The sequence below is a fragment of the Halopseudomonas litoralis genome (genome assembly GCF_900105005.1).
Taxonomy (GTDB): Bacteria; Pseudomonadota; Gammaproteobacteria; order Pseudomonadales; family Pseudomonadaceae; genus Halopseudomonas; species Halopseudomonas litoralis.
Genome location: NZ_LT629748.1, coordinates 829,192 through 848,398, shown reverse-complemented (window position 1 = coordinate 848,398; position 19,207 = coordinate 829,192). Strand labels below are relative to the sequence as shown.

The 19,207-nt window shown below is 57.8% G+C and carries 18 protein-coding genes; 9 read left to right on the top strand and 9 right to left on the bottom strand.

The features are described 5' to 3' along the window. Nucleotides 1-53 precede the first annotated feature (53 nt). Nucleotides 54-2,117, bottom strand: coding sequence for a TonB-dependent receptor plug domain-containing protein (locus BLU11_RS04225; RefSeq protein WP_172828668.1), 2,064 nt, complete (start codon nt 2,115-2,117; stop codon nt 54-56). 286 nt (nt 2,118-2,403) lie between these two features. On the opposite strand from BLU11_RS04225, the gene BLU11_RS04220 reads away from it, so the two are divergent. The 6 genes from BLU11_RS04220 to BLU11_RS04195 all read left to right on the top strand — a co-directional run bounded on the left by BLU11_RS04220 (nt 2,404) and on the right by BLU11_RS04195 (nt 8,023). After that, nucleotides 2,404-3,249 carry a CbbQ/NirQ/NorQ/GpvN family protein gene (locus BLU11_RS04220; protein ID WP_090272192.1) on the top strand — a complete coding sequence of 282 codons (846 nt, stop codon included), beginning with the start codon at nt 2,404-2,406 and terminating at the stop codon, nt 3,247-3,249. 39 nt (nt 3,250-3,288) lie between these two features. Further along, the gene (locus tag BLU11_RS04215; protein ID WP_090272191.1) at nt 3,289-3,735 is read left to right on the top strand and encodes a c-type cytochrome; all 447 of its coding nucleotides are present in this window, start codon (nt 3,289-3,291) and stop codon (nt 3,733-3,735) included. Nucleotides 3,736-3,775: 40 nt separating this feature from the next. Then, nucleotides 3,776-5,179, top strand: a complete 1,404-nt coding sequence (locus BLU11_RS04210) for a cbb3-type cytochrome c oxidase subunit I (protein ID WP_090272190.1) — start codon at nt 3,776-3,778, stop codon at nt 5,177-5,179. A 135-nt stretch (nt 5,180-5,314) separates the two neighbouring features. After that, nucleotides 5,315-7,159: a nitric oxide reductase activation protein NorD gene (locus BLU11_RS04205; protein WP_090272189.1), complete on the top strand. Its 1,845-nt coding sequence runs from the start codon at nt 5,315-5,317 to the stop codon at nt 7,157-7,159. Continuing rightward, complete coding sequence (locus BLU11_RS04200) at nt 7,159-7,767, top strand: cytochrome c oxidase subunit 3 (protein ID WP_090272188.1); 609 nt, start codon at nt 7,159-7,161, stop codon at nt 7,765-7,767. The genes BLU11_RS04205 and BLU11_RS04200 overlap by 1 nt, the downstream gene beginning before the upstream one ends. Before the next feature lie 10 nt (nt 7,768-7,777). Continuing rightward, entirely contained in the window at nt 7,778-8,023 is a 246-nt protein-coding gene (locus BLU11_RS04195; protein WP_157718555.1) for a cytochrome C oxidase subunit IV family protein, read from the top strand. Between the two features lie 354 nt (nt 8,024-8,377). On the opposite strand, the gene BLU11_RS04190 is transcribed toward BLU11_RS04195, so the two are convergent. The 6 genes from BLU11_RS04190 to BLU11_RS04165 form a co-directional block, all read right to left on the bottom strand. Then, nucleotides 8,378-9,540 (bottom strand): IS3 family transposase gene (locus BLU11_RS04190; protein ID WP_090272001.1). Its coding sequence is split into 2 segments (ribosomal slippage): nt 8,378-9,285 and nt 9,285-9,540, totalling 1,164 coding nucleotides; the frame shifts between segments, so codons are not numbered across the junction. Nucleotides 9,541-9,598: 58 nt separating this feature from the next. After that, the gene (locus tag BLU11_RS04185; RefSeq protein WP_090272186.1) at nt 9,599-10,444 is read right to left on the bottom strand and encodes an IS110 family RNA-guided transposase; all 846 of its coding nucleotides are present in this window, start codon (nt 10,442-10,444) and stop codon (nt 9,599-9,601) included. A gap of 256 nt (nt 10,445-10,700) precedes the next feature. Continuing rightward, nucleotides 10,701-11,201, bottom strand: coding sequence for a ubiquinone anaerobic biosynthesis accessory factor UbiT (gene ubiT / locus BLU11_RS04180; protein WP_090272185.1), 501 nt, complete (start codon nt 11,199-11,201; stop codon nt 10,701-10,703). Beyond that, nucleotides 11,195-12,085, bottom strand: coding sequence for a U32 family peptidase (locus BLU11_RS04175; RefSeq protein WP_090272184.1), 891 nt, complete (start codon nt 12,083-12,085; stop codon nt 11,195-11,197). The genes ubiT and BLU11_RS04175 overlap by 7 nt, the downstream gene beginning before the upstream one ends. A gap of 13 nt (nt 12,086-12,098) precedes the next feature. Beyond that, the gene (ubiU, locus tag BLU11_RS04170) at nt 12,099-13,094 is read right to left on the bottom strand and encodes a ubiquinone anaerobic biosynthesis protein UbiU (protein ID WP_090272183.1); all 996 of its coding nucleotides are present in this window, start codon (nt 13,092-13,094) and stop codon (nt 12,099-12,101) included. Between the two features lie 243 nt (nt 13,095-13,337). Continuing rightward, a complete protein-coding gene (locus tag BLU11_RS04165) occupies nt 13,338-14,597 on the bottom strand; it encodes an acyl-CoA dehydrogenase family protein (RefSeq protein ID WP_090272182.1) in 1,260 nt (419 codons plus the stop codon). Nucleotides 14,598-14,911: 314 nt separating this feature from the next. Between BLU11_RS04165 and ahpC the strand changes: the two genes are divergently transcribed. Further along, complete coding sequence (gene ahpC, locus BLU11_RS04160; protein ID WP_090272181.1) at nt 14,912-15,475, top strand: alkyl hydroperoxide reductase subunit C; 564 nt, start codon at nt 14,912-14,914, stop codon at nt 15,473-15,475. A 108-nt stretch (nt 15,476-15,583) separates the two neighbouring features. After that, nucleotides 15,584-17,161, top strand: a complete 1,578-nt coding sequence (gene ahpF, locus BLU11_RS04155) for an alkyl hydroperoxide reductase subunit F (protein ID WP_090272180.1) — start codon at nt 15,584-15,586, stop codon at nt 17,159-17,161. A 53-nt stretch (nt 17,162-17,214) separates the two neighbouring features. Here the strand turns inward: ahpF and BLU11_RS04150 are convergent, their stop codons facing one another. Together BLU11_RS04150 and purU are read right to left on the bottom strand one after the other, a co-directional pair. Continuing rightward, the gene (locus BLU11_RS04150) at nt 17,215-17,634 is read right to left on the bottom strand and encodes a CBS domain-containing protein (RefSeq protein ID WP_090272179.1); all 420 of its coding nucleotides are present in this window, start codon (nt 17,632-17,634) and stop codon (nt 17,215-17,217) included. A 48-nt stretch (nt 17,635-17,682) separates the two neighbouring features. Beyond that, nucleotides 17,683-18,534: a formyltetrahydrofolate deformylase gene (gene purU, locus BLU11_RS04145; RefSeq protein WP_090272178.1), complete on the bottom strand. Its 852-nt coding sequence runs from the start codon at nt 18,532-18,534 to the stop codon at nt 17,683-17,685. Between the two features lie 288 nt (nt 18,535-18,822). On the opposite strand from purU, the gene BLU11_RS04140 reads away from it, so the two are divergent. Beyond that, nucleotides 18,823-19,194: a histone-like nucleoid-structuring protein, MvaT/MvaU family gene (locus tag BLU11_RS04140; RefSeq protein WP_090272177.1), complete on the top strand. Its 372-nt coding sequence runs from the start codon at nt 18,823-18,825 to the stop codon at nt 19,192-19,194. Nucleotides 19,195-19,207 lie beyond the last annotated feature (13 nt).

Genomic DNA, 19,207 nt, shown 5'->3' with positions numbered 1-19,207 from the left:
CTTTCCTGGAAAAAAAATGGGCCAATCAGGTACAGCCTTTTCAAACAGGTCACTCAGAAGGTCAGTCGTATCTCCGTATCGATATGGCGTTGCAGGCCGGGCAGTTCATCAAAGGGTTGATAGGAGCGGTTGAGCATATTGCCAAGCAGCACTCTGGCGCCGAGCCGCTGCTGATAATCGAACGTCATGGCGAGGTTGAGCGTGGCGTAGCCGCTTTCCCTGTCCCAGGGCTGCACTACCCACGCCTTGTCATCCTGATCAAATGTCTTGCGCTCGGCGCCGCTGGCCGCCCGCAGATACAGATCAAACTCGGCATCCAACTGACCCAGGGGCATATAACTGCGCAAGCCCAGCGTGCCGACAGCAGCTGGCAGGCCACTTTTCCAGCTGGAATAGCCATCGTGCTTGAACTCGCGGCGCGTCAGACTGAGCGCAGCATGGGGCTGCACCAACCAGTCCGGTCGCCATTCCAACGAGGCTTCCAGACCTGTCGTCCGGGCTTCGCTTATATTCACGTACTGCCATGCCTCGCGGATGCTGCTCGGCGGCAGATAACCATCCGGTGTGGATGCGACCTGCTGACTCTCGATGTAATCCCTGGCAATGGTGTGAAACAGCACCACATCGGCGGTTACCACCGGCACTTCATAACGCCAGCCCAGCTCCATGACCCGTGCCCGCTCGGGTTTGAGGTCAGGGTTGCCATAGTTGATGCGCTTGCCACCGGCGGCTGCCGAATACAGCTGGTTCAGGGTCGGATAGGAATAGCCCTGGGCCAGATTGGCCCGCAGCGCCCAGTGTGGTGCCGGACTGTAAACCAGCCCCAGCGACCCCAGCAGCCGATCATCACTGCTATCGACAGCAGCTCGCTCGGTGCTGGCGGCCAGCTCCGACTCAACACGGTAGTAACGTCCACCCAGATAGGCAGTCCAATCCTCGGCAAACTGCCAATCCTGCTGTACAAAGGCCGAGAAAGTCTGCTGATCCGCCTGCTGCTTTGAGGAGCTGGGGATGATCACCGCCCCCATCGGGGTTACCCGTTTGGTGCTGCCAAACTTGTCGCTGTCCAGCCCATCGTCCATGTATTCCAGACCCAACAAGGTGGTCTGCTCTCTGAACAGTGCCAGTTCAGTCTGCAGCGCCAGCCCTCTGGTGCTCTGTTCATCCAGCGAGTTGTTATTCACTATCACACTGACCGGCGGGCTCATTTCCCGAACGGTGTTGGTGAAATCCCGGTCCACCGTCCGCGAATAAGCATTGGCCGACAGCTTCTTCACCAGCGGGCTCAGATCAGTCGCTTCATAGAAAAAACCATAGCGCTGCTGGTCGCGCATGGGGGTATTCATTTCCATATTGAGCTGCCTGCGTGGATCAACCCAGGCGCCCGCACTGAGGTTGAAACGCTCGGCCTTGAACGCCAGGTAATGGTTATTCTTGCGATAACCCAGATGCAGGCCAGCCGACTCATTGTCATAGGCGGAGTTGTTCAGTACACCATAGCTGCGGGTGCGGCGGTCACCATGTTCACTGCGTGACAGACTCAAGCGGTAAACGAAATCGCCGCTGCTGCCGGCTAGACCGGCATTGCTGCGGTAGCCCTGGGTGGCCAAGTAATAACCGCCGCCGACATAGCTCTCCAGCGGTACATCACTGCCACGCCGAGTGATAATATTCACCACCCCGCCGATGGCGTTGGACCCGTTGATCACTGACGCCGGACCACGTACAACTTCGACCCGCTCGATCATCGCCGGGTCAATCAACAGAGGCGTACCGTAGTCGGTATGGTCGGTCACGGTCTGGCCGTCAATACGGATGGTCACCCGCCGAGAGCTTTCACCACGAATGGAGATGCGCTTCATGCCGGGGGTGTCGGAGTCGCTGAGGGTTACCCCGGGTACATCACGAAACAGCTCCGCCACATCAGCCAGGCTGCGCCGACGAACTTCCTCCTCGCCGATCCGGGTGACCGATCCGGGGCTCATCAGGGCCGCCACCCTGAACCCGGTACCTGTGATGACGCTATCGCTCAAGCGCAAGGCGGGCTCCGCCATCGCCGCTTGCGCTATCATCAGGGCCAGTAAAGTACAGCCCCCAGCAATCGTGTTACCCCGCATATCGCTCGCTCCTTCAGCACTCTTGATCGGCATCATGGAGAGCGAAAGCGCGCAGAGTCTTGACCAACATCAATGTTCTATGCGGCAAACCGACGCACGAACTGGGTGCAACATACCACCACACCTCGCAAAATGGTTAAATAAACCATTAAAGGTTTAAAAAACCATTACTAGCTTGGGTTTATTTAACCTATTATCTCAATATTCTGTTTAAAATCAATGACTTACAATATGGCACGATCCTTGATAATGAATAAGTAAATGTAATTACTGCAAGGACTCGTCAATGAATGCATCCCGACCCAATCCTCTCCACGGACAGCCCGGCGGGCTGTTCTACCACGCCAGCGGCGCAGAGGTTGATCTCTTCGAGCAGGCTGACCGTTTCGGTATGCCGGTACTCATCAAGGGTCCGACCGGCTGCGGCAAGACTCGCTTTATTCAGCATATGGCCGAGCGCCTTGGCCGCAAGCTGTACACCGTGGCTTGCCATGATGACCTGACCACCGCCGACCTGGTCGGCCGCCATCTGATCGGCGCCAATGGCACTTTCTGGCAGGACGGCCCCCTGACGCGCGCCGTGCGCGAAGGCGCCATCTGCTATCTGGATGAAGTCATCGAAGCGCGTAAGGACATCACAGTGGTACTGCATCCGCTGGCCGACGATCGGCGGATTCTGCCGTTGGAAGCAACCGGGGAAGAACTCCAGGCTGCGCCCGGCTTCATGCTGGTGGTGTCTTACAACCCCGGTTATCGAAACCTGCTCAAAGGGCTCAAGCCCAGTACCCGTCAGCGCTTTGTAGCGATGGCTTTCGATTACCCCGAAACAGCGGCAGAGAGCCGCATTGTGCAGCACGAATCCGGCCTTGACCCGCTCAATGCCGACCAACTGGTCGCGCTGGGGAATGCCCTGCGCCACCTCGGACAGCATGATCTGGAGGAAGCCCCCTCGACCCGTTTGCTGATTCATACCGGTCGGCTGATTGCCGCAGGCATGGACCCGCGTCAGGCCTGCGAAGCCTGCATGGCACAACCGCTCACCGACGAACCCACCGCTCAGGCAGCGATCATGGACATCGTCAGAGTGCACTTTGCCGAACCCGGACAACAACCAACCAGAAAAATCGCCTGACCGGCGAGCATGCAATCCGCATAACCCGAGGAGATCAATATGTCGGAGCGCTTTACCAAGGGCATGGCCCGCAACATCTACTACGGTGGCGGCATGTTTTTCATGCTGCTGTTCATTGGCTTGACGGTGGATACGGTCACGGCGATCCCCGAAAGGGAAAACCGCGACCAGCTCACCGCCTCAGTCGCCCATGGCAAAGAACTGTGGGAGAACAACAACTGTGCTGGCTGTCACTCGCTGATGGGCGAAGGAGCGTATTTCGCGCCTGAACTGGTCAATGTGTTCGACCGCCGCGGCATGGGCAACGAAATGGCTTTCCGAGCTTATTTCGGCGCCTGGATGGGCGCCATGCCCACAGGCGTGGAAGGCCGTCGACAGATGCCTCAATTCAACCTGAGCGAAGAAGAGCTGGATGCCATGTCGGATTTCCTGATCTGGTCGTCGCGGATCGATATCAACGACTGGCCGCCGAACAAGGAAGGCTGAGTACCACTGTGCAGACTCTGACAGCAAAAGGAATCACATCATGAAATACGCTTCACAGGCGGTGGCAAAACCCTACTTTGCCTTTGCCATGCTCTTGTTCGTCGGTCAGATCGTATTTGGTCTGATCCTCGGCACGCAGTACATCATCGGCGATTTCCTGTTTCCGGAAATCCCCTTCAACGTCGCCCGCATGGTGCATACCAACCTGCTTATCGTCTGGTTGCTGTTTGCCTTCATGGGCGCCACTTACTATCTGGTACCGGAGGAAGCCCAGACCGAACTATGGAGTCCCAAGCTCGGCTATGCCCTGTTCTGGGTCTTCGCCATCGCCGGTGTGCTGACCATTCTCGGCTATCTGCTGGTGCCCTATTCCACCCTGGCGGACATCACCGGCAACAAGTACTTCCCGACCATGGGCCGGGAGTTCCTTGAACAGCCGACGATCACCAAGGTAGGTATCGCACTGGTTGTTGTGGGCTTTATCTTCAACATCCTGATGACCGTACTCAAAGGCCGCAAGACGGTGGTCAACATGGTCCTGATCACCGGTCTGATCGGTCTGGGCGTGTTCTGGATGTTCGCTTTCTACAACCCGATGTCGCTGGTCATGGACAAGTACTTCTGGTGGTGGGTCGTGCATCTGTGGGTGGAAGGCGTCTGGGAACTGATCCTCGGTGCCATCCTGGCCTTCATCCTGATCAAGACCACCGGCGTTGACCGTGAAGTGGTGGAAAAGTGGTTGTACCTGATTATCGCCATGGCGCTGATCTCCGGCATCCTCGGCACAGGCCACCACTACTTCTTCATGGGGGCACCGGAATACTGGCTGTGGATAGGCTCGATCTTCTCCGCCATCGAACCACTGCCGTTCTTCCTGATGGTGCTGTTTGCCTTCAGCATGTTGAAGCAACGTCGTCGTGAACACCCCAACAAGGCCGCCGTCACCTGGGCTGTTGGTTGCACTATCATGGCGTTCCTTGGCGCTGGCGTGTGGGGTTTCCTGCATACCCTGGCTCCGGTGAACTACTACACCCACGGTAGCCAGCTCACTGCTGCCCACGGCCACCTGGCGTTCTTTGGTGCCTACGCGATGATTGCCATGGCCATCATCTCCTACTCCTGGCCGAAGCTGCATGGCCGCGAGTGCAACAGTCCGCAGGCGCAGCGCATGGAAATCCTGTCCTGCTGGGTGATGAGCATCAGCATGCTGGCAATCACGCTGCTGCTGTCCTGGGCTGGCTGGATCCAGATCGAGCTGCAACGTCTTCCCGATGACGCTGGTGCGCTCGGTTACATGCAGACGCAGGACGCCATCATGCACGTGTACTGGATGCGATTGATTGCCGGCATCGGCTTTGCCGTCGGCCTGGGTATGTATCTGTACAGTTTCATCGTGGCCCGCAATACCCGTGAACAGTCACCAGCGCTGATCAAGGCTGCGTGACCCCACTCCGGTATCGGGCATGCGCTTGATACCGGCTGCAGTACCGCGCTGCTGCGCAACCTCATGTTCGGCAGCGCCCTAATTCCTGATGTCGGCCCAGGCCGCAATCAACCCACGATCACTGGGAGAAACGCAATGGAAGAAGCCGTAGGCATCCGCTGGCACAAGCTGATTACCCGGTTGGCCGGCAACGGATTTCCCGAAGCGCAAGTGCGCCTCGAGGACGAAGGCCCGCGCCTGGCCATGGTCTTCCGCGCTCTCAGTGGCGATCCCGGGCTGACCATCAAGGCCAGCACCGAACGCAGCATCAACACCTGGCGACCGCTGGCTCACAAGCTGGCAGGCACGGGCCGCCGGCACGCTCTGGCCTGGCGCGAAGCCGACGCACTGCGGGTACCGGAAAGTCTTGCGGTCTTCCCCGACAAGACATTGAACCGTGATCTCTATCTGTGGCTGACCGCCATGGCCAGTCAGGCCGAATCCCGTGTTTCCGGCGATTGGTTGCAGGCGAATCAGCAATTGGTGCTGAAGACGCTGGCCGCCTATCCCGGTCTGACCGCCCTGTATCACTCACTCGCGCAGTGTCTGGTGGAGATTCGTCGCGCGCGCACCCGTCTGCCCGCCGCTCAGGCCGAGCGGGAAGCCGCGCTGCAGGTTGCACTGCTTACACCCGGCAGCCGCACTGCCTTCCCCGCCGCGCCCGGGGAGCCCTGGCCCGTCCCGCTATGGCTGTACCCGCTGCCGGAAGAACCTCGCCTGAGCCCGACCGCGGCAAACGACGATGGCAAGGATGGGGAGTCCAGTGGTAACGGCAAGACTCGCCAGAGCAAACAGCGCAAACAGGCGCGCTACGTGGATGACAACCAGCAACGCAATGGCATGATGATCTTCCGCCTGGAAAGCCTGTTCTCCTGGTCCGAGTTTGTACCGGTCGACCGCTGCCAGGATGATGACGACGATGAAGATACCGAGCAGATTGCCGAGGATCTCGATTTCCTGAGCCTGTCGCGCAGCCCCAGCACCAGCGCTTCACGCATCAAGCTGGACATGGATCTACCATCTGCCTCGGAGGACGACATCCAGCTGAATGATGGCTGCCTGTATCCCGAGTGGGACTGGAAAAAACAGCAGCTCAAGGAAAATCATTGTCGCGTCATTCCCATGCTGCCACGCGACTCGGAGCCAGAGCCTCTGCCGGATCGCCTGCAAGCGCTGGCGAGGAATCTTCGGCAGCGTTTCCAGGGCCTGCAGCCACAACGCATCTGGGAAAAGCGCCAGGCCAGCGGCACCCTGCTCGACCTAGATGCCTGCCTGCACCACGCAGCAGATATGCGTCGCGGTCAGGCCACCTCGCAACCCGCACTGTGGCGCCGCGAAACCGCGCGTCACCGCGATCTGTCCTGCCTGGTGCTGGCTGATCTGTCGCTGTCCACCGAAGCCTGGGCGGACAATACCCATCAGGTCATCGATGTTATTCGCGACAGTCTGCATCTGCTCGGCGAGGCACTGGACGCCGGCCAGGACGATTTTGCCATGTACGGCTTTTCTTCCAGACGCCGCGATCATGTGCGCTTCAACCTGATCAAGAACTTTGCCGAACCTTGGGGGGAAACCATTCACGGGCGCATCAAAGGGCTCAAGCCCGGCTACTACACGCGCATGGGCGCAGCCATTCGCCAGGCCACCGACATCCTCAGGGACAAACCGGCGGAGCAACGCCTGTTGTTGCTGCTGACCGACGGCAAGCCCAACGATCTGGACGTCTATGAAGGCCGCTACGGCATGGAAGATACCCGCCATGCGTTGCTGGAAGCACGCCAGGCGGGTATCCAGCCGTTCTGCGTGACCATCGATCAGAAGGCCGCCGACTACCTGCCCTACCTGTTTGGTCAACAGCGCTATCAACTGATCCGCCAGGCCTCCGAGTTGCCGGGCCTGTTGCCGAAACTCTATCTCCTGCTGACCGGGAGGACTGCCTGATGTACAGCTCCGAATCCGCCCTTGCCGACACCGGCGACATCGCGCAGGAGCGTCGCCTGCCAGGCGATCTGGCCATGTGGTGTTTCATCCTGGCCGAGCTGCTGGCTTTCCTGTTTCTGCTGGGCAGCATGGTCTTTGCCCGGGGGCACTGGGGAGAGATGTTCAGTGCCGGCATCGCCACCCTGCACCCCGAGGCGGGGCTGATCAACACCCTGATTCTGCTGACCGGCAGCTACTTTGCCGCCCGGGGCGTGCGACGTGCTGCGGCAGGCAACCAGCAAGCGCTGGTTAGCGGATTTGTACTGGCCGCGCTGTGCGGGCTGGGTTACGTCGGCATCAAGATCAGCGAATATGCAATCCTGTTTGGTAATGGCTACAACCTGCGCACCAGCACCTTCTACTTCTTCTATTTCTTCACCACCTTCTTCCATATGGCCCACGTACTGATCGGCATGGCCATACTGCTGGTCGTCGCCCAGCGCTACCGCAGCGGCCAGTATGCCAACCCGGAGAAAGCACGTATGGCCGGCGAATCCGCCGCCAGCTACTGGCACATGGTCGACCTGGTGTGGCTGGTGCTGTTCCCGCTTCTATACGTACTGCCCTGAGGAGCCATTGATGAAACGCTTCGCACTGGAAATCGGCCTCGCCGGTCTGTTGTTACTGACTTTGGGCGCTTGGTTGCTGGGACACGAAATGACCGGAACCTGGGTCATCGGCTGCGTGCTGGCCATCACATTCGTCAAAGGTCAGTGGTTGATCGACGAGTTCATGGAACTGCGCCACGCCCCGCAGTGGCTTCGCTGGGTAATCAGTGGCTGGCTGGTATTACTGGTGGGGATGACGGCGTTGTTTAATATGTAAGGCCACGGAAACCGGGACGCGGAGCGTCCCGGCAGGCATTCCCACGCTGGAGCATGGGAACGATCCAGTAGGGAGCCAGCACTCTATATCTGATGGCTCCCATGCTCTGCGTGGGAGCCCGCGCCGTGGACGCTCCAGCGTCCGAGCCCGCCGCTTGAACAATACCAAACCGGGACGCAGAGCGTCCCAACAGGCATCCCACGCTGGAGCGTGGGAGATTCTATGGTTCATGCCAACCCCTTTTATCAGGTTTTGGGCCGATAAACCGTTTGATTCTGCATCAAGGCAAAGGCAATGCGCGCCAACTTTCTTGCCAGCTTGATCAGCGCCTGGATGGGCTTGAGTCTGTAGTGGTCAACTGATTCCGGACACAGTTTTAAGTTTTTCTTCGGCCACCGCCGGAGCGAGCCCGCCATTGAAGGCGTGGGGACGCTTCTGGTTGTAGTACCCCATCAGGTAGTTGCTGATATCCTTCCGGGCAGCTGCCAGGCTGTGATACCCCATCGGCGGTATCCATTCCGTTTTCAGACTGCGGAACAGCCGCTCCATAGGAGCATTATCCCAGCAGTTGCCTCGACGACTCATGCTTTGCACCATACGGAAGCGCCACAGCCTCTGCCGGAACTTGCGACTTGCATACTGTGATCCTTGGTCAGAATGGAACATCACCCCATGAGGGCGCCCACGCTGCTCCCACGCATGCTCCAAGGCCTGTACCACCAAGTCCGCATCAGCGGTGTCAGACATGGCCCAGCCGACGACGCGACGGGCATACAGGTCCAGTACCACCGCCAGATAACTCCAGCGCTGCCCGGTCCAGATATAGGTGATATCACCGCACCAGACCTGATCTGGTTGCGCCACATCGAACTCCCGGTCCAAACGGTTGGGGATATCTAGCCGCTCCACGGTGGCCTGCTTGTACTTATGGGGGCCTGGTTGCTTACAAATCAGGCCAAGCTCTCCCATCAAACGGCGCACCTTGAAGCGGCCGATGCCGACGCCTTGATCGTTCAGCATGTCCTTGATGGTGCGGCTACCTGCCGAGCTGCGGCTTTTGTTGAACAGCTCGTTAATCTGGGCCCTCAGGGCTACACGCTCAGCATCCACACGCTGTATCCTCTGGCGGTGTTCGTAGTAACAGGAACGGTTGATATCAAAGGCTGCGCACACCATGTCAACGGGGGCCTGCTCTCTCAACTGGTCAATCAGCGTGTACGTTTCCAGTCGTCCGACATCAAGAGAGCGGTAGCCTTTTTTAGGATGGTCTTCTCCATCTCCAGCCGCCGGCACCGCTCTTCCAACTCCTGAATGCGCTGCTGCTCTGGTGTCATGGCTTTGCCTTTAGGGGTGACACCCTGCCGCTCCTCAGTGAGCTGTTTAACCCACTTGCGCAGGACGCTTTCAACCACGCCCAGCGATGTGCTGGCTTGGGTAATGCTGTAGCCTTGGTCCAGCACCAGGCTGGCTGCTTCCTGTTTGAATTCAGGGGTAAAAGTACGTCGCTTTCTTGTCATCGAACACCTCTCAATGGCGAGTATTGTCGCCTAGTTGGTGTCCGGTTTCATTAGACCACTACAGTCCCTGTGATAGATAGGTCTCGTATAACGCCTTCCAGGCAGCGGTTTTACGGGCAGCCATAGCCGCGTTGTAGAGCAGGCGGCGTAATTCCGGGTCGCCTTTCTTGGTGAGTTTTCGTCGGCCTGCCTGCTTGCCAGAGTCTCGGACTTTGACATCCATCCCCAGGTAAGCGATGAAGGCGTCACTGCTCTTGAAGCGACCTCGGTGGAAGGTGTTGGCGAGTGCCATTGAGCTCAGCTCGCCAATGCCTTCGATGTCCATGCAGCGTTTTGCATCTGCGTCCCAGCCTACGTCTGCCAAGGCCTGCTTCAGGCGCTGGGTAATCAGCAGCTCAACGCGACGGATATGGGTATCCAGCTGTTTGCTCGCCTGCTTCAACTCAGGTACATCCTGCAAGCTCTGGCTCAACGCTACTCGGGTATGAACCAGCGAGGCTCGACGGCGCATCAGGCTTTGGATGCGGTAAAACGCATCATGGGCAGGGATCCAAGGCTTGAGCTCCTCAAGCTCGTTGCTCAAATAACGCAGGATCAGTCTGGCATCAGACGGGTCGGTCTTGGCCCGGGTACCTACCCCATCGCGGTAACGGCTGAGCCGATAACCATCCAGTAAGTAGAGCGGGTGTGCTGCTGCATGAGCCAGCGTGGCCAGTTGCCGATGATAAATTCCGGTGGCTTCCAGCGCGATCCTTGAGCCCTGCGGCAACGACTTCAACCAGCGCTTAATAGCGCTGGGGGAGTTGTTGATCGTGTCGATCTGAGGGGCGTCACTGCGAGCGATCACCAGCTCCGCCTTGCTGACATCGATACCCACCAGGATAGATTCAACAGATTTTGTCATGGCGCGTCCTCCAAGCTAAAGTAGTCTTTGACTTGTCAGGGCTCACCAGACGCTGGCTTGCGACGTATCGTCGGTCTGAGCGGCTTGGCTCTGCCGATGGATTCTCTATTGGCGTTTATGGTGAGGGTGGGGCGAAATCTCCCACAGTCCGTGCCGAAAGGCCGGAAAACGATTGAGCCCCTCCACCCTGACAGGTCCATTTTGGACCTGCAGATGAACCATACAAACGATCTGGGCGGATCGAAGTAGCGGGCGTCTATGCTCGGGCGCCTGCCGCCACAAGCCCATTTTGCTCCTTCGCCGCTGCCCCCAGCCAACTGATCAGTTGCCATAGCCGCGCCGGCATCAAATCCGAATCCAGGCTGTCCACCAGATTCTTGATCGCCAACCCCAAGTCAGTATCGCCCTCGATGATCAGCCGACGGCGGAAGAACAGGGTATCCGGGTCTTCCTGACGGCTGGCCAGCAGCAGGAATTCCTTCCAGTTACCGCGAATGCACACGTTCACCGGTGAATGCTTTTCCAGGCGCAGGCCCTTCTCGGCTCGCGTCAGACTCCAGCCCAGCCCGAGATCGGTTACTTCAATGCGCAACCAACGATCCTGCAGCACATCGAATTCCCCCTCCTCCAGCGGCTGGGCAAACAGCCGTGCCATCGCCTTTTCGATCATCAACTTCTGCACGATAAATGGCACGTGCCGGCTCAGCGGCAATACCGGCGCCCCAGCGCGTAACAGCAGATTGGCCGCGTTCAGCATAATCCGACCTCATCTACCCGCAGCATGCCCGCCTGGCCATGCCAATAACCATTGCAGCCATCCAGCGCCAGCGGCGGAGTCGCACCCTGCCGCACCGCATCGAACATCTGCACCACCTGCGCCATATCCTGCGCACGCGGACTCAGCCGCAGCGCATCGATCCCCATACGCGCCATGCGCGGGTATTCAGCCAGCAGATTGGTCGGCGCGGAAGACATGGTCTGAATACCATTCAGCGTGAATACCGCCTGGCCCTCCTGACTGGTCAGCGGCACCCCCTCGGGGTAATTTTGGCAGATGAACCCGCAATCGTCCTTGGACAGGTTCTCCGCGCGGGCAGTGAAGCAGCGGGCGGAATAGGCCAGCGGCAGATGACCCCAGGCAAATACTTCGATCTCCGGAAGGGCCAGGTCATTCGCTTGCGCCTGCTGCATCAACGCGGCCAAGAGGTCCGCGGAACACTCAACCGGCGGCACCCAACGGGTCATGCCATTGCGGATCAGCTCTTCCAGAGCAAAGGCGTTGTACAGATTCAGCGGCGGACCGCCGACAAACTCTACACCCTTGCCGCTCAGGTAATGCACTGCGGCCATGTCGTTGGCCTCGACCTTGATCTCGCCGTTCTCACAGAGTCGCCGCAGGCTCGACAACTCCGAAGCCGCTTCGATCAATGCCAGTCCCGACAACACCACCTCGGCACCGCTGGCCTCGCGCACATCGCGGGCCAAGCCAATCCAGTCGTCCAATGACAGGGCACGGCGTTTGGAGCAGACGGTTTCCCCCAGGTAAATCACATCCAGCGGCTGCTCGCTCATATCAGCATAGAAATCCATGATCTGCTGGCGATGCCAGTAGAACAAAATCGGACCCAGCGTCAGTTTCATCTTTCTTTTTCTCCTACTGCCAGGCGCGGTGATACGCGCCCAGGGTGGTCTGGCTGCCCTCGGATACGCCGTCCAATACCCGGCGCCAACGGTCTTCAACAGCAAACCTCTGCGGGTTGGCCTTGTAGCTGTCCAATGCCTGGCGCCAGACACCGGTGACTTGCTCGGCATAGGCCGGACTGCGCTGGCGACCTTCGATCTTGACCGCCTTGACGCCGATGCTGGTCAGCTCGGGAATCAGGTCCATGGTGTTCAGACTGGTTGGCTCCTCCAACGCGTGAAAGCGCTTGCCGTGCACCATGAAACGCCCCTTGCACAGGGTCGGATAGCCGGCGGGCTCACTCTCCTGATAACGATCGATCAGTACACCGCTGAGCCGTGAGGTAAGCCCATCAGGTTCTTCCTGCCAGCGCACTGCGCTTGCAGGCGAACAGACACCGGACAGGTTCGGTGACTCGCCGGTGACATAAGACGATAGATGACAGCGCCCTTCGGCCATGATGCACAGACTGCCAAAAGCGAAGACTTCCACCGGCACCGGGCTGGATGCCGCTACCTGCTTCACCTGATTCAGCGACAGCACGCGTGGTAATACCGTACGGCGGATGCCGTAGTGCTCATGATAGAAATTCAGCGCACCGGCATTGGTGGCAGAGCCTTGCACCGACAGGTGCAGATTCAGTGCAGGATAGCGTTTGCTGGCATAGGCCATGATACCGGGGTCACCGACGATCAGCGCGTCTACTCCCAGATCGGCGGCTTGGTCCACCGCCCGCTGCCAGCGCTGCCAGCCATCCGGAAGGGCATAGGTGTTGACCGCGATAAACAGCTTGCGACCTTCCTTACGGATCAGCTCAAGCCCCTGTTCCAACTGTTTGTCGGTAAAGTTGAGACCAGCGAAATGACGAGCGTTGGTATCGTCGCGAAAGCCGGTATAGACAGCATCGGCGCCCTGACGCACCGCTGCCTTGAGAGCAGGCAGACTGCCTGCAGGACAGACCAGTTGCATGGGAACTCCCTGTGATCAAAGACAGCCCGAGACTCTGCGCCCAATGGCGCTAAAGGTCTTTGATCAAGGTCAAGACGGGGCTCGACCTGGCGATATCCGGGGCGAATGAGCTTGCGTGGGAAATTCTATGGTTCTTGCCAATCTGATCTCCACCGGCTGTTCTTGTGGAAGCAGCCTTGGCCGCGAAGGGTGCCTGCAGCAAAACCTCGCGGGCAAAACCGCTCCCACAAAATGAACAGCGTCCTACCTGGCGCGCAGAACATCCGCCGGAGTCAGATAGTCGCTGCTGCAACCTCGCCGTTCCTGCGCCCCATCGATTTCCAATCGCGCGATGCTGCGCAGATGGACCTCATCCGGCCCATCGGCAATGCGCAGGCAGCGCGAGCTGATCCATAGATCAGCCAGCGGCGTATCAGGCGTCAAGCCCATGGCGCCGAATACCTGCATGGCCCTGTCCACCACCTGGCTCAGCATGCCCGGTACCACCGCCTTGATCATGGCGATTTCCTTGCGCGCACCCTTGGCGCCGACGTTGTCGATCATCCAGGCGGTCTTCAGTACCAGCAGCCGCGCCTGTTCGATCTCCATCCGAGAGCGGGCGATCCACTCGGAGATGCTGCCGTGCTGATGCAGATAGCGGCCAAAGGTCTTGCGCTCCTGAGCCCGATCCACCATTAACTCCAAGGCCAACTCAGCCATACCGATCGCGCGCATACAGTGATGCACCCGGCCCGGCCCGAGGCGCGCCTGAGCCATCATGAAACCGTCACCCTCGCCGCCCAACAGGTTGCCCAACGGCACCCGCACATTACGAAATATCAGCTCACTGTGGCCTTCCGGTGCCAGATGATGCATGACCGGGATATTGCGTACCAACTCCACGCCGGGGGTGTCGAACGGCACAATAACCATGCTCTGCTGGCGACGCGCATCACCATCGGGATCGGTCTTGCCCATGACAATCAGAAAGGCGCAATCGGGATGCGATGCATTGGTAATGAACCACTTGCGCCCATTGATCACATACTCATCACCCTCACGGCGGATCAGCGTCTGGATATTGCTCGCATCGGATGAGGCCACATCCGGCTCGGTCATGGCGAAGGCCGAGCGGATTTCACCGTTGAGCAGCGGCTGCAACCAACGTTGGTTCTGCTCCCGCGTAGCGAACATGTGCAGCAGCTCCATGTTGCCGGTATCCGGCGCGTTGCAGTTGAAGACCTCCGAGGCCCAACTGACCCGCCCCATGATTTCCGCCAATGGGGCATACTCAAGATTACTCAGTCCCTGCCCCGGTTCGTCGGCATGCAACGAAGGGAGAAACAGGTTCCACAGTCCCTCTTCCTTCGCCAACGCTTTCAGATCCCCCATGAAGGACACCGGGAAACTTCCTGCCGCAACTTCTCCGTGCCATTCGGCAAGACGCGGTACAATGTGCTGGTCCAGAAAACCGCGAACCTGTTGGCGGAGTGTTTCGGTTCTGACGCTGTAGGCAAAATCCATCCCATGACCTCCTCGATAAGTGAAACCCGGCATTCATGGAACCGACATGCCGAGGGCTTACTCTCAAGGCTAGGAGCGGCATGCTATTCTGGCTATCTTGTATCAGCGGCTGAATCGTCACAATTCATAGCATGAATAATGAAAATTGACCTAAATCAATTTTATTGATTCAGGCTTGAAAAACTCAGTGCCGCCGCCATATAGATAAAAGCTATCCGGTGCTTAGACTGAATTTATTTTAAGTATGCATCCGACAGCTCTACTATAAGCACTGTTTCCAACCCATAGACAAAAAGCTCAACAAGGAGTCTTCAATGTCCGTTATCAATACCGAAATCAAGCCGTTTACCGCTGAAGCGTTCAAGAACGGTGAGTTCATCACCGTTTCCGACACCGACGTTAAAGGCAAGTGGGGCGTATTCTTCTTCTACCCAGCCGACTTCACCTTCGTTTGCCCGACCGAACTGGGCGACGTTGCTGACCATTACGAAGAGCTGCAGAAGCTGGGCGTTGAAGTTTACTCCGTATCTACCGATACCCACTTCACCCACAAAGCATGGCACGACAGCTCCGAGACCATCGGCAAGATCAAGTACACCATGATCGGTGACCCGACTCTGCAGATCAGCCGCAACTTTGAAATCCTGCGCGAAGATCAAGGTCTGGCTAACCGCGGTACTTTCATCGTTGACCCGCAAGGCGTCATCCAGGCGATCGAAATCACTGCTGAAGGCATCGGCCGTAACGCTGCTGACCTGCTGCGCAAGATCAAAGCCGCTCAGTACGTTGCAGCCCACCCAGGCGAAGTTTGCCCGGCCAAGTGGGAAGAAGGCGAAGCCACTCTGGCTCCTTCGCTGGACCTGGTTGGCAAGATCTAAGCCTGCCTGATAACCCGGCCCGCTGCGGCGCTCTGCGCCCAGTCGGCGGGCTGGGTTTTTTATATCCAGAATTTACCTGAGCAACCCATTTCACAGGACACGCACCCTATGTTGGACGCCAATCTGAAGAAACAACTGGACACGTACCTGCAGAACATCGCCAAGCCGATCGAAATCAGCGTGTCCGTAGATGACAGCCCCAAGGGCAAAGAATTGTATGAACTCGCGGCCGAAATTGCCGAGATGTCGAGCAAAATCGGGCTGACTGATGCCGTTGATCAACGCACCCCGAGCATGGGCATTGCCGAAGCCGGTCAGAGCCCCCGCGTGCGTTTCGCCGGTATCCCGATGGGCCACGAGTTCACCTCACTGGTTCTGGCTCTGCTGCAAGCCGGCGGTCACCCGTCCAAGGCTGACCCGGCGCTGCTGGAGCAGATCCGCAATCTCGAAGGCGAGTTCCACTTCGAGACCTATATCTCCCTGTCCTGTCAGAACTGCCCGGACGTGGTTCAGGCGCTGAACCTGATGTCCACGCTGAACCCGAACATCACTCACGTGATGATCGACGGTGCGCTGTTCAAGGATGAGGTCGAGAGCCGCCAGATCATGGCCGTGCCTACCGTATTCCTGAATGGTGAGCATTTCGGACAGGGCCGTATGACACTGGCTGAGATCGTCAACAAGGTGGACAGCGGTGCTGCGCAACGCGCCGCTGCCGAGCTCAATGAAAGAGCACCCTACGAAGTGCTGGTTGTCGGTGGTGGCCCGGCCGGTGCTGCAGCAGCCATCTACTCCGCACGCAAGGGCATCCGTACGGCGCTGGTCGCTGAACGCTTTGGTGGTCAGGTGATGGACACGGTCGGCATCGAGAACTTCATTTCCGTGCCCTACACCGAAGGCCCGAAACTAGTGGCCAGCCTGGAACAACACGTCAAGGAATACGACATTGACGTGATCACCGAACAGTCGGCTGCCAAGCTGGCGACTAATGGCCTGGTTGAGATTGAGCTGGAAAGCGGCGCTACCCTGCGCAGCAAGTCGGTCATTCTGGCCACCGGCGCACGCTGGAGAGAAATGAACGTGCCCGGCGAGCAGGAATACCGCGGCAAGGGCGTAGCCTACTGCCCCCACTGTGACGGCCCGCTGTTCAAGGGCAAGCGCGTAGCAGTCATCGGCGGTGGGAACTCGGGTATCGAAGCCGCCATCGACCTGGCAGGTATCGTTGAGCATGTCACTGTGCTGGAGTTCAGCGATACGCTGCGTGCGGACGAGGTTCTGCAGCGCAAGGCTCGCTCACTGCCAAACGTGAAGATCATCCGCAACGCAGCCACCACTCAGGTGCGTGGTGACGGCAACAAGGTGGTCGGGTTGACCTACACCGACCGCGCCTCGGGTGAAAGTGCTGACGTTGATGTAGCCGGTATCTTCGTCCAGATCGGTCTGATCCCCAATACCGACTGGCTGAAGGACAGCGACGTCAACCTGACCCGCTTCGGCGAGATCGAGATCGACGCTCGCGGTGCCACCTCGGTACCCGGTGTGTTTGCCGCAGGTGATGTGACGACTGTGCCTTTCAAGCAGATCGTCATTTCCATGGGCGCAGGCGCAACAGCGTCGCTGGCTGCCTTCGACCACCTGATCCGCACCTCGGCTCCGGCTGAGACTACTGCTGCTGAAAGTGCCTGATTAATGCTGCAGTAAACAAAAGCCGCACCCTTCCGGGTGCGGCTTTTTTATTCTCAACCCGTCTTCGGCACACCATGATCATTGAACGACTTCAACGCCACCAACAGATCGCGACGGCTTATCTGCCCCACCAGTCGCCCCTGTTCCATCACCGGCAGGCGTCGGCGGTTCCTTTCCACGAAGTGTTCCGCTGCCTTGAGAATATTGGCGTCAGCATCGATGGTTTCCACCACTTCACTCATGAATGAAGCAACCGTACCGCCCACTTCTTCAAAATAGCTGCCGCCGAGAATCGCACGCAGGCAATCACTCTCTGATAGAACGCCCACCAGATAACCCTGAGCGTCGATTACCGACGCACCGGAAATACGATGGGCCAACAACAGATCGACCGCCTTGAACAAATCCGTTTCCGGAGAGAAGGTTACCGGCTCCCTATTCATGTAGTCGCGCACTTTCAATGACTTGAGCATACCGTCTCGCTCCCGCCTGTTATCGCCGGGGCATCGGGCAGGTCAAACTCAGCCAAATACCACGGTTTTATTATCGTGAACTAACACTCTGTCTTCCAAGTGATAGCGCAAACCACGGGAAAGCACCATTTTTTCTACATCTTTACCGAGACGAACCATGTCATCGGCATTATGTCGATGGGTAATGCGTACTACGTCCTGTTCGATAATCGGACCGGCATCCAGCTCTTCAGTAACATAGTGGCAAGTAGCGCCAATGAGTTTTACCCCGCGCTGCGCTGCCTGATGGTAGGGACGAGCACCAACAAAAGAAGGCAGAAAGCTATGATGAATATTGATCACGCGCCGGGCATATTGCTCACATAGATCGGCAGGCAGAATCTGCATATAGCGCGCCAACACGATACAATCCGCCTGCTGTGCATTCACCAGACGAGTAACTTCATCAAAGGCCGGCTTCTTGTCCTGCGGGTCAACAGGGACATGGTGAAAAGGGATGCCGTGCCATTCAACCATACTGCGCAGGTCGTTATGGTTGGAGATAACACTGGTTATATCGCAATCCAACTCACCGCTATGGAAGCGATGCAACAAGTCAGCCAGACAATGTGATTCGCGGCTGGCCATCAAAACCACTTTCTTGCGTTGCGCGGAGTCGCTGACATGCCACTCCATTTCATACTCTTCAGCGATGGGCGCGAATACAGCGCGCAAGCCGTCCACATCAAAGGGCAGCGAGTCGGCACGAATTTCGTGACGCATGAAGAACCAGCCGGACAGGTTGTCTGAATGGTGGTTGGCTTCAGTGATCCAGCCATTATGAGTTGCCAGCAGGTTACTGACCTTGGCCACAATCCCCACGCGGTCGGGGCAGGCGATTACCAATCGAAAGGTACGCATCAAATCAACTCCACAGGGTCGGGCTAGAGCTCGAAAGCGGCGTATTCTACTCCGAGTCAGAGAAAATTTCAGCCGCTTCGCCGCCTCAACTCAAAGAAAGAGGGAACTTATCATCTGTGTGTTTTCAAATTACTCAACGCTGCCTCAACGACATAACGAAGTATTCAGATGCATCTTCACAAAAAGATTCATTTAAACAGGCTGATACTGCTTTAACTTCTTGTGCATCCCGCTAACCATAAACTATTATTACCCTCACTGATTCTATACTTCAAAAAGGAACCCCCCATGTCCATGTTGCAGGAATACCGCCAGATCAAAGAAACCATTCGCGATCTGACTGACCGGCTCAATTCGCTGTCAAATGATGACAAGCTGAAGAAAGAACTCGAGTTTGAAGAGAAGCTGAACAAACTGATGGAACAGTACGGCAAGGGCCAGAAAGATGTGATCGCTCTCCTTGACCCGCAGAACAAACTGTCCAGCAGCAAAACGGCCAGCGCACCTGTTGTCAAACGGGCTCGCAAGGTCAAACAGTACAAGAACCCGAAAACCGGTGACATCATCGAAACCAAGGGCGGCAACCACAAGACGTTGAAAGCCTGGAAAGAACAGTACGGTGCGGAAACAGTAGAAAGTTGGGCAACCATCCTGGGCTGAGTTTCGACTCCGC

What these genes read in the sequence shown, in the direction of transcription:
- BLU11_RS04225 (WP_172828668.1), bottom strand. Translation starts at nt 2,117, where the DNA reads ATGCGGGGTAACACGATTGCTGGGGGCTGTACTTTACTGGCCCTGATG.
- BLU11_RS04220 (WP_090272192.1), top strand. Translation starts at nt 2,404, where the DNA reads ATGAATGCATCCCGACCCAATCCTCTCCACGGACAGCCCGGCGGGCTG.
- BLU11_RS04215 (WP_090272191.1), top strand. Translation starts at nt 3,289, where the DNA reads ATGTCGGAGCGCTTTACCAAGGGCATGGCCCGCAACATCTACTACGGT.
- BLU11_RS04210 (WP_090272190.1), top strand. Translation starts at nt 3,776, where the DNA reads ATGAAATACGCTTCACAGGCGGTGGCAAAACCCTACTTTGCCTTTGCC.
- BLU11_RS04205 (WP_090272189.1), top strand. Translation starts at nt 5,315, where the DNA reads ATGGAAGAAGCCGTAGGCATCCGCTGGCACAAGCTGATTACCCGGTTG.
- BLU11_RS04200 (WP_090272188.1), top strand. Translation starts at nt 7,159, where the DNA reads ATGTACAGCTCCGAATCCGCCCTTGCCGACACCGGCGACATCGCGCAG.
- BLU11_RS04195 (WP_157718555.1), top strand. Translation starts at nt 7,778, where the DNA reads ATGAAACGCTTCGCACTGGAAATCGGCCTCGCCGGTCTGTTGTTACTG.
- BLU11_RS04185 (WP_090272186.1), bottom strand. Translation starts at nt 10,444, where the DNA reads ATGACAAAATCTGTTGAATCTATCCTGGTGGGTATCGATGTCAGCAAG.
- ubiT (WP_090272185.1), bottom strand. Translation starts at nt 11,201, where the DNA reads ATGCTGAACGCGGCCAATCTGCTGTTACGCGCTGGGGCGCCGGTATTG.
- BLU11_RS04175 (WP_090272184.1), bottom strand. Translation starts at nt 12,085, where the DNA reads ATGAAACTGACGCTGGGTCCGATTTTGTTCTACTGGCATCGCCAGCAG.
- ubiU (WP_090272183.1), bottom strand. Translation starts at nt 13,094, where the DNA reads ATGCAACTGGTCTGTCCTGCAGGCAGTCTGCCTGCTCTCAAGGCAGCG.
- BLU11_RS04165 (WP_090272182.1), bottom strand. Translation starts at nt 14,597, where the DNA reads ATGGATTTTGCCTACAGCGTCAGAACCGAAACACTCCGCCAACAGGTT.
- ahpC (WP_090272181.1), top strand. Translation starts at nt 14,912, where the DNA reads ATGTCCGTTATCAATACCGAAATCAAGCCGTTTACCGCTGAAGCGTTC.
- ahpF (WP_090272180.1), top strand. Translation starts at nt 15,584, where the DNA reads ATGTTGGACGCCAATCTGAAGAAACAACTGGACACGTACCTGCAGAAC.
- BLU11_RS04150 (WP_090272179.1), bottom strand. Translation starts at nt 17,634, where the DNA reads ATGCTCAAGTCATTGAAAGTGCGCGACTACATGAATAGGGAGCCGGTA.
- purU (WP_090272178.1), bottom strand. Translation starts at nt 18,534, where the DNA reads ATGCGTACCTTTCGATTGGTAATCGCCTGCCCCGACCGCGTGGGGATT.
- BLU11_RS04140 (WP_090272177.1), top strand. Translation starts at nt 18,823, where the DNA reads ATGTCCATGTTGCAGGAATACCGCCAGATCAAAGAAACCATTCGCGAT.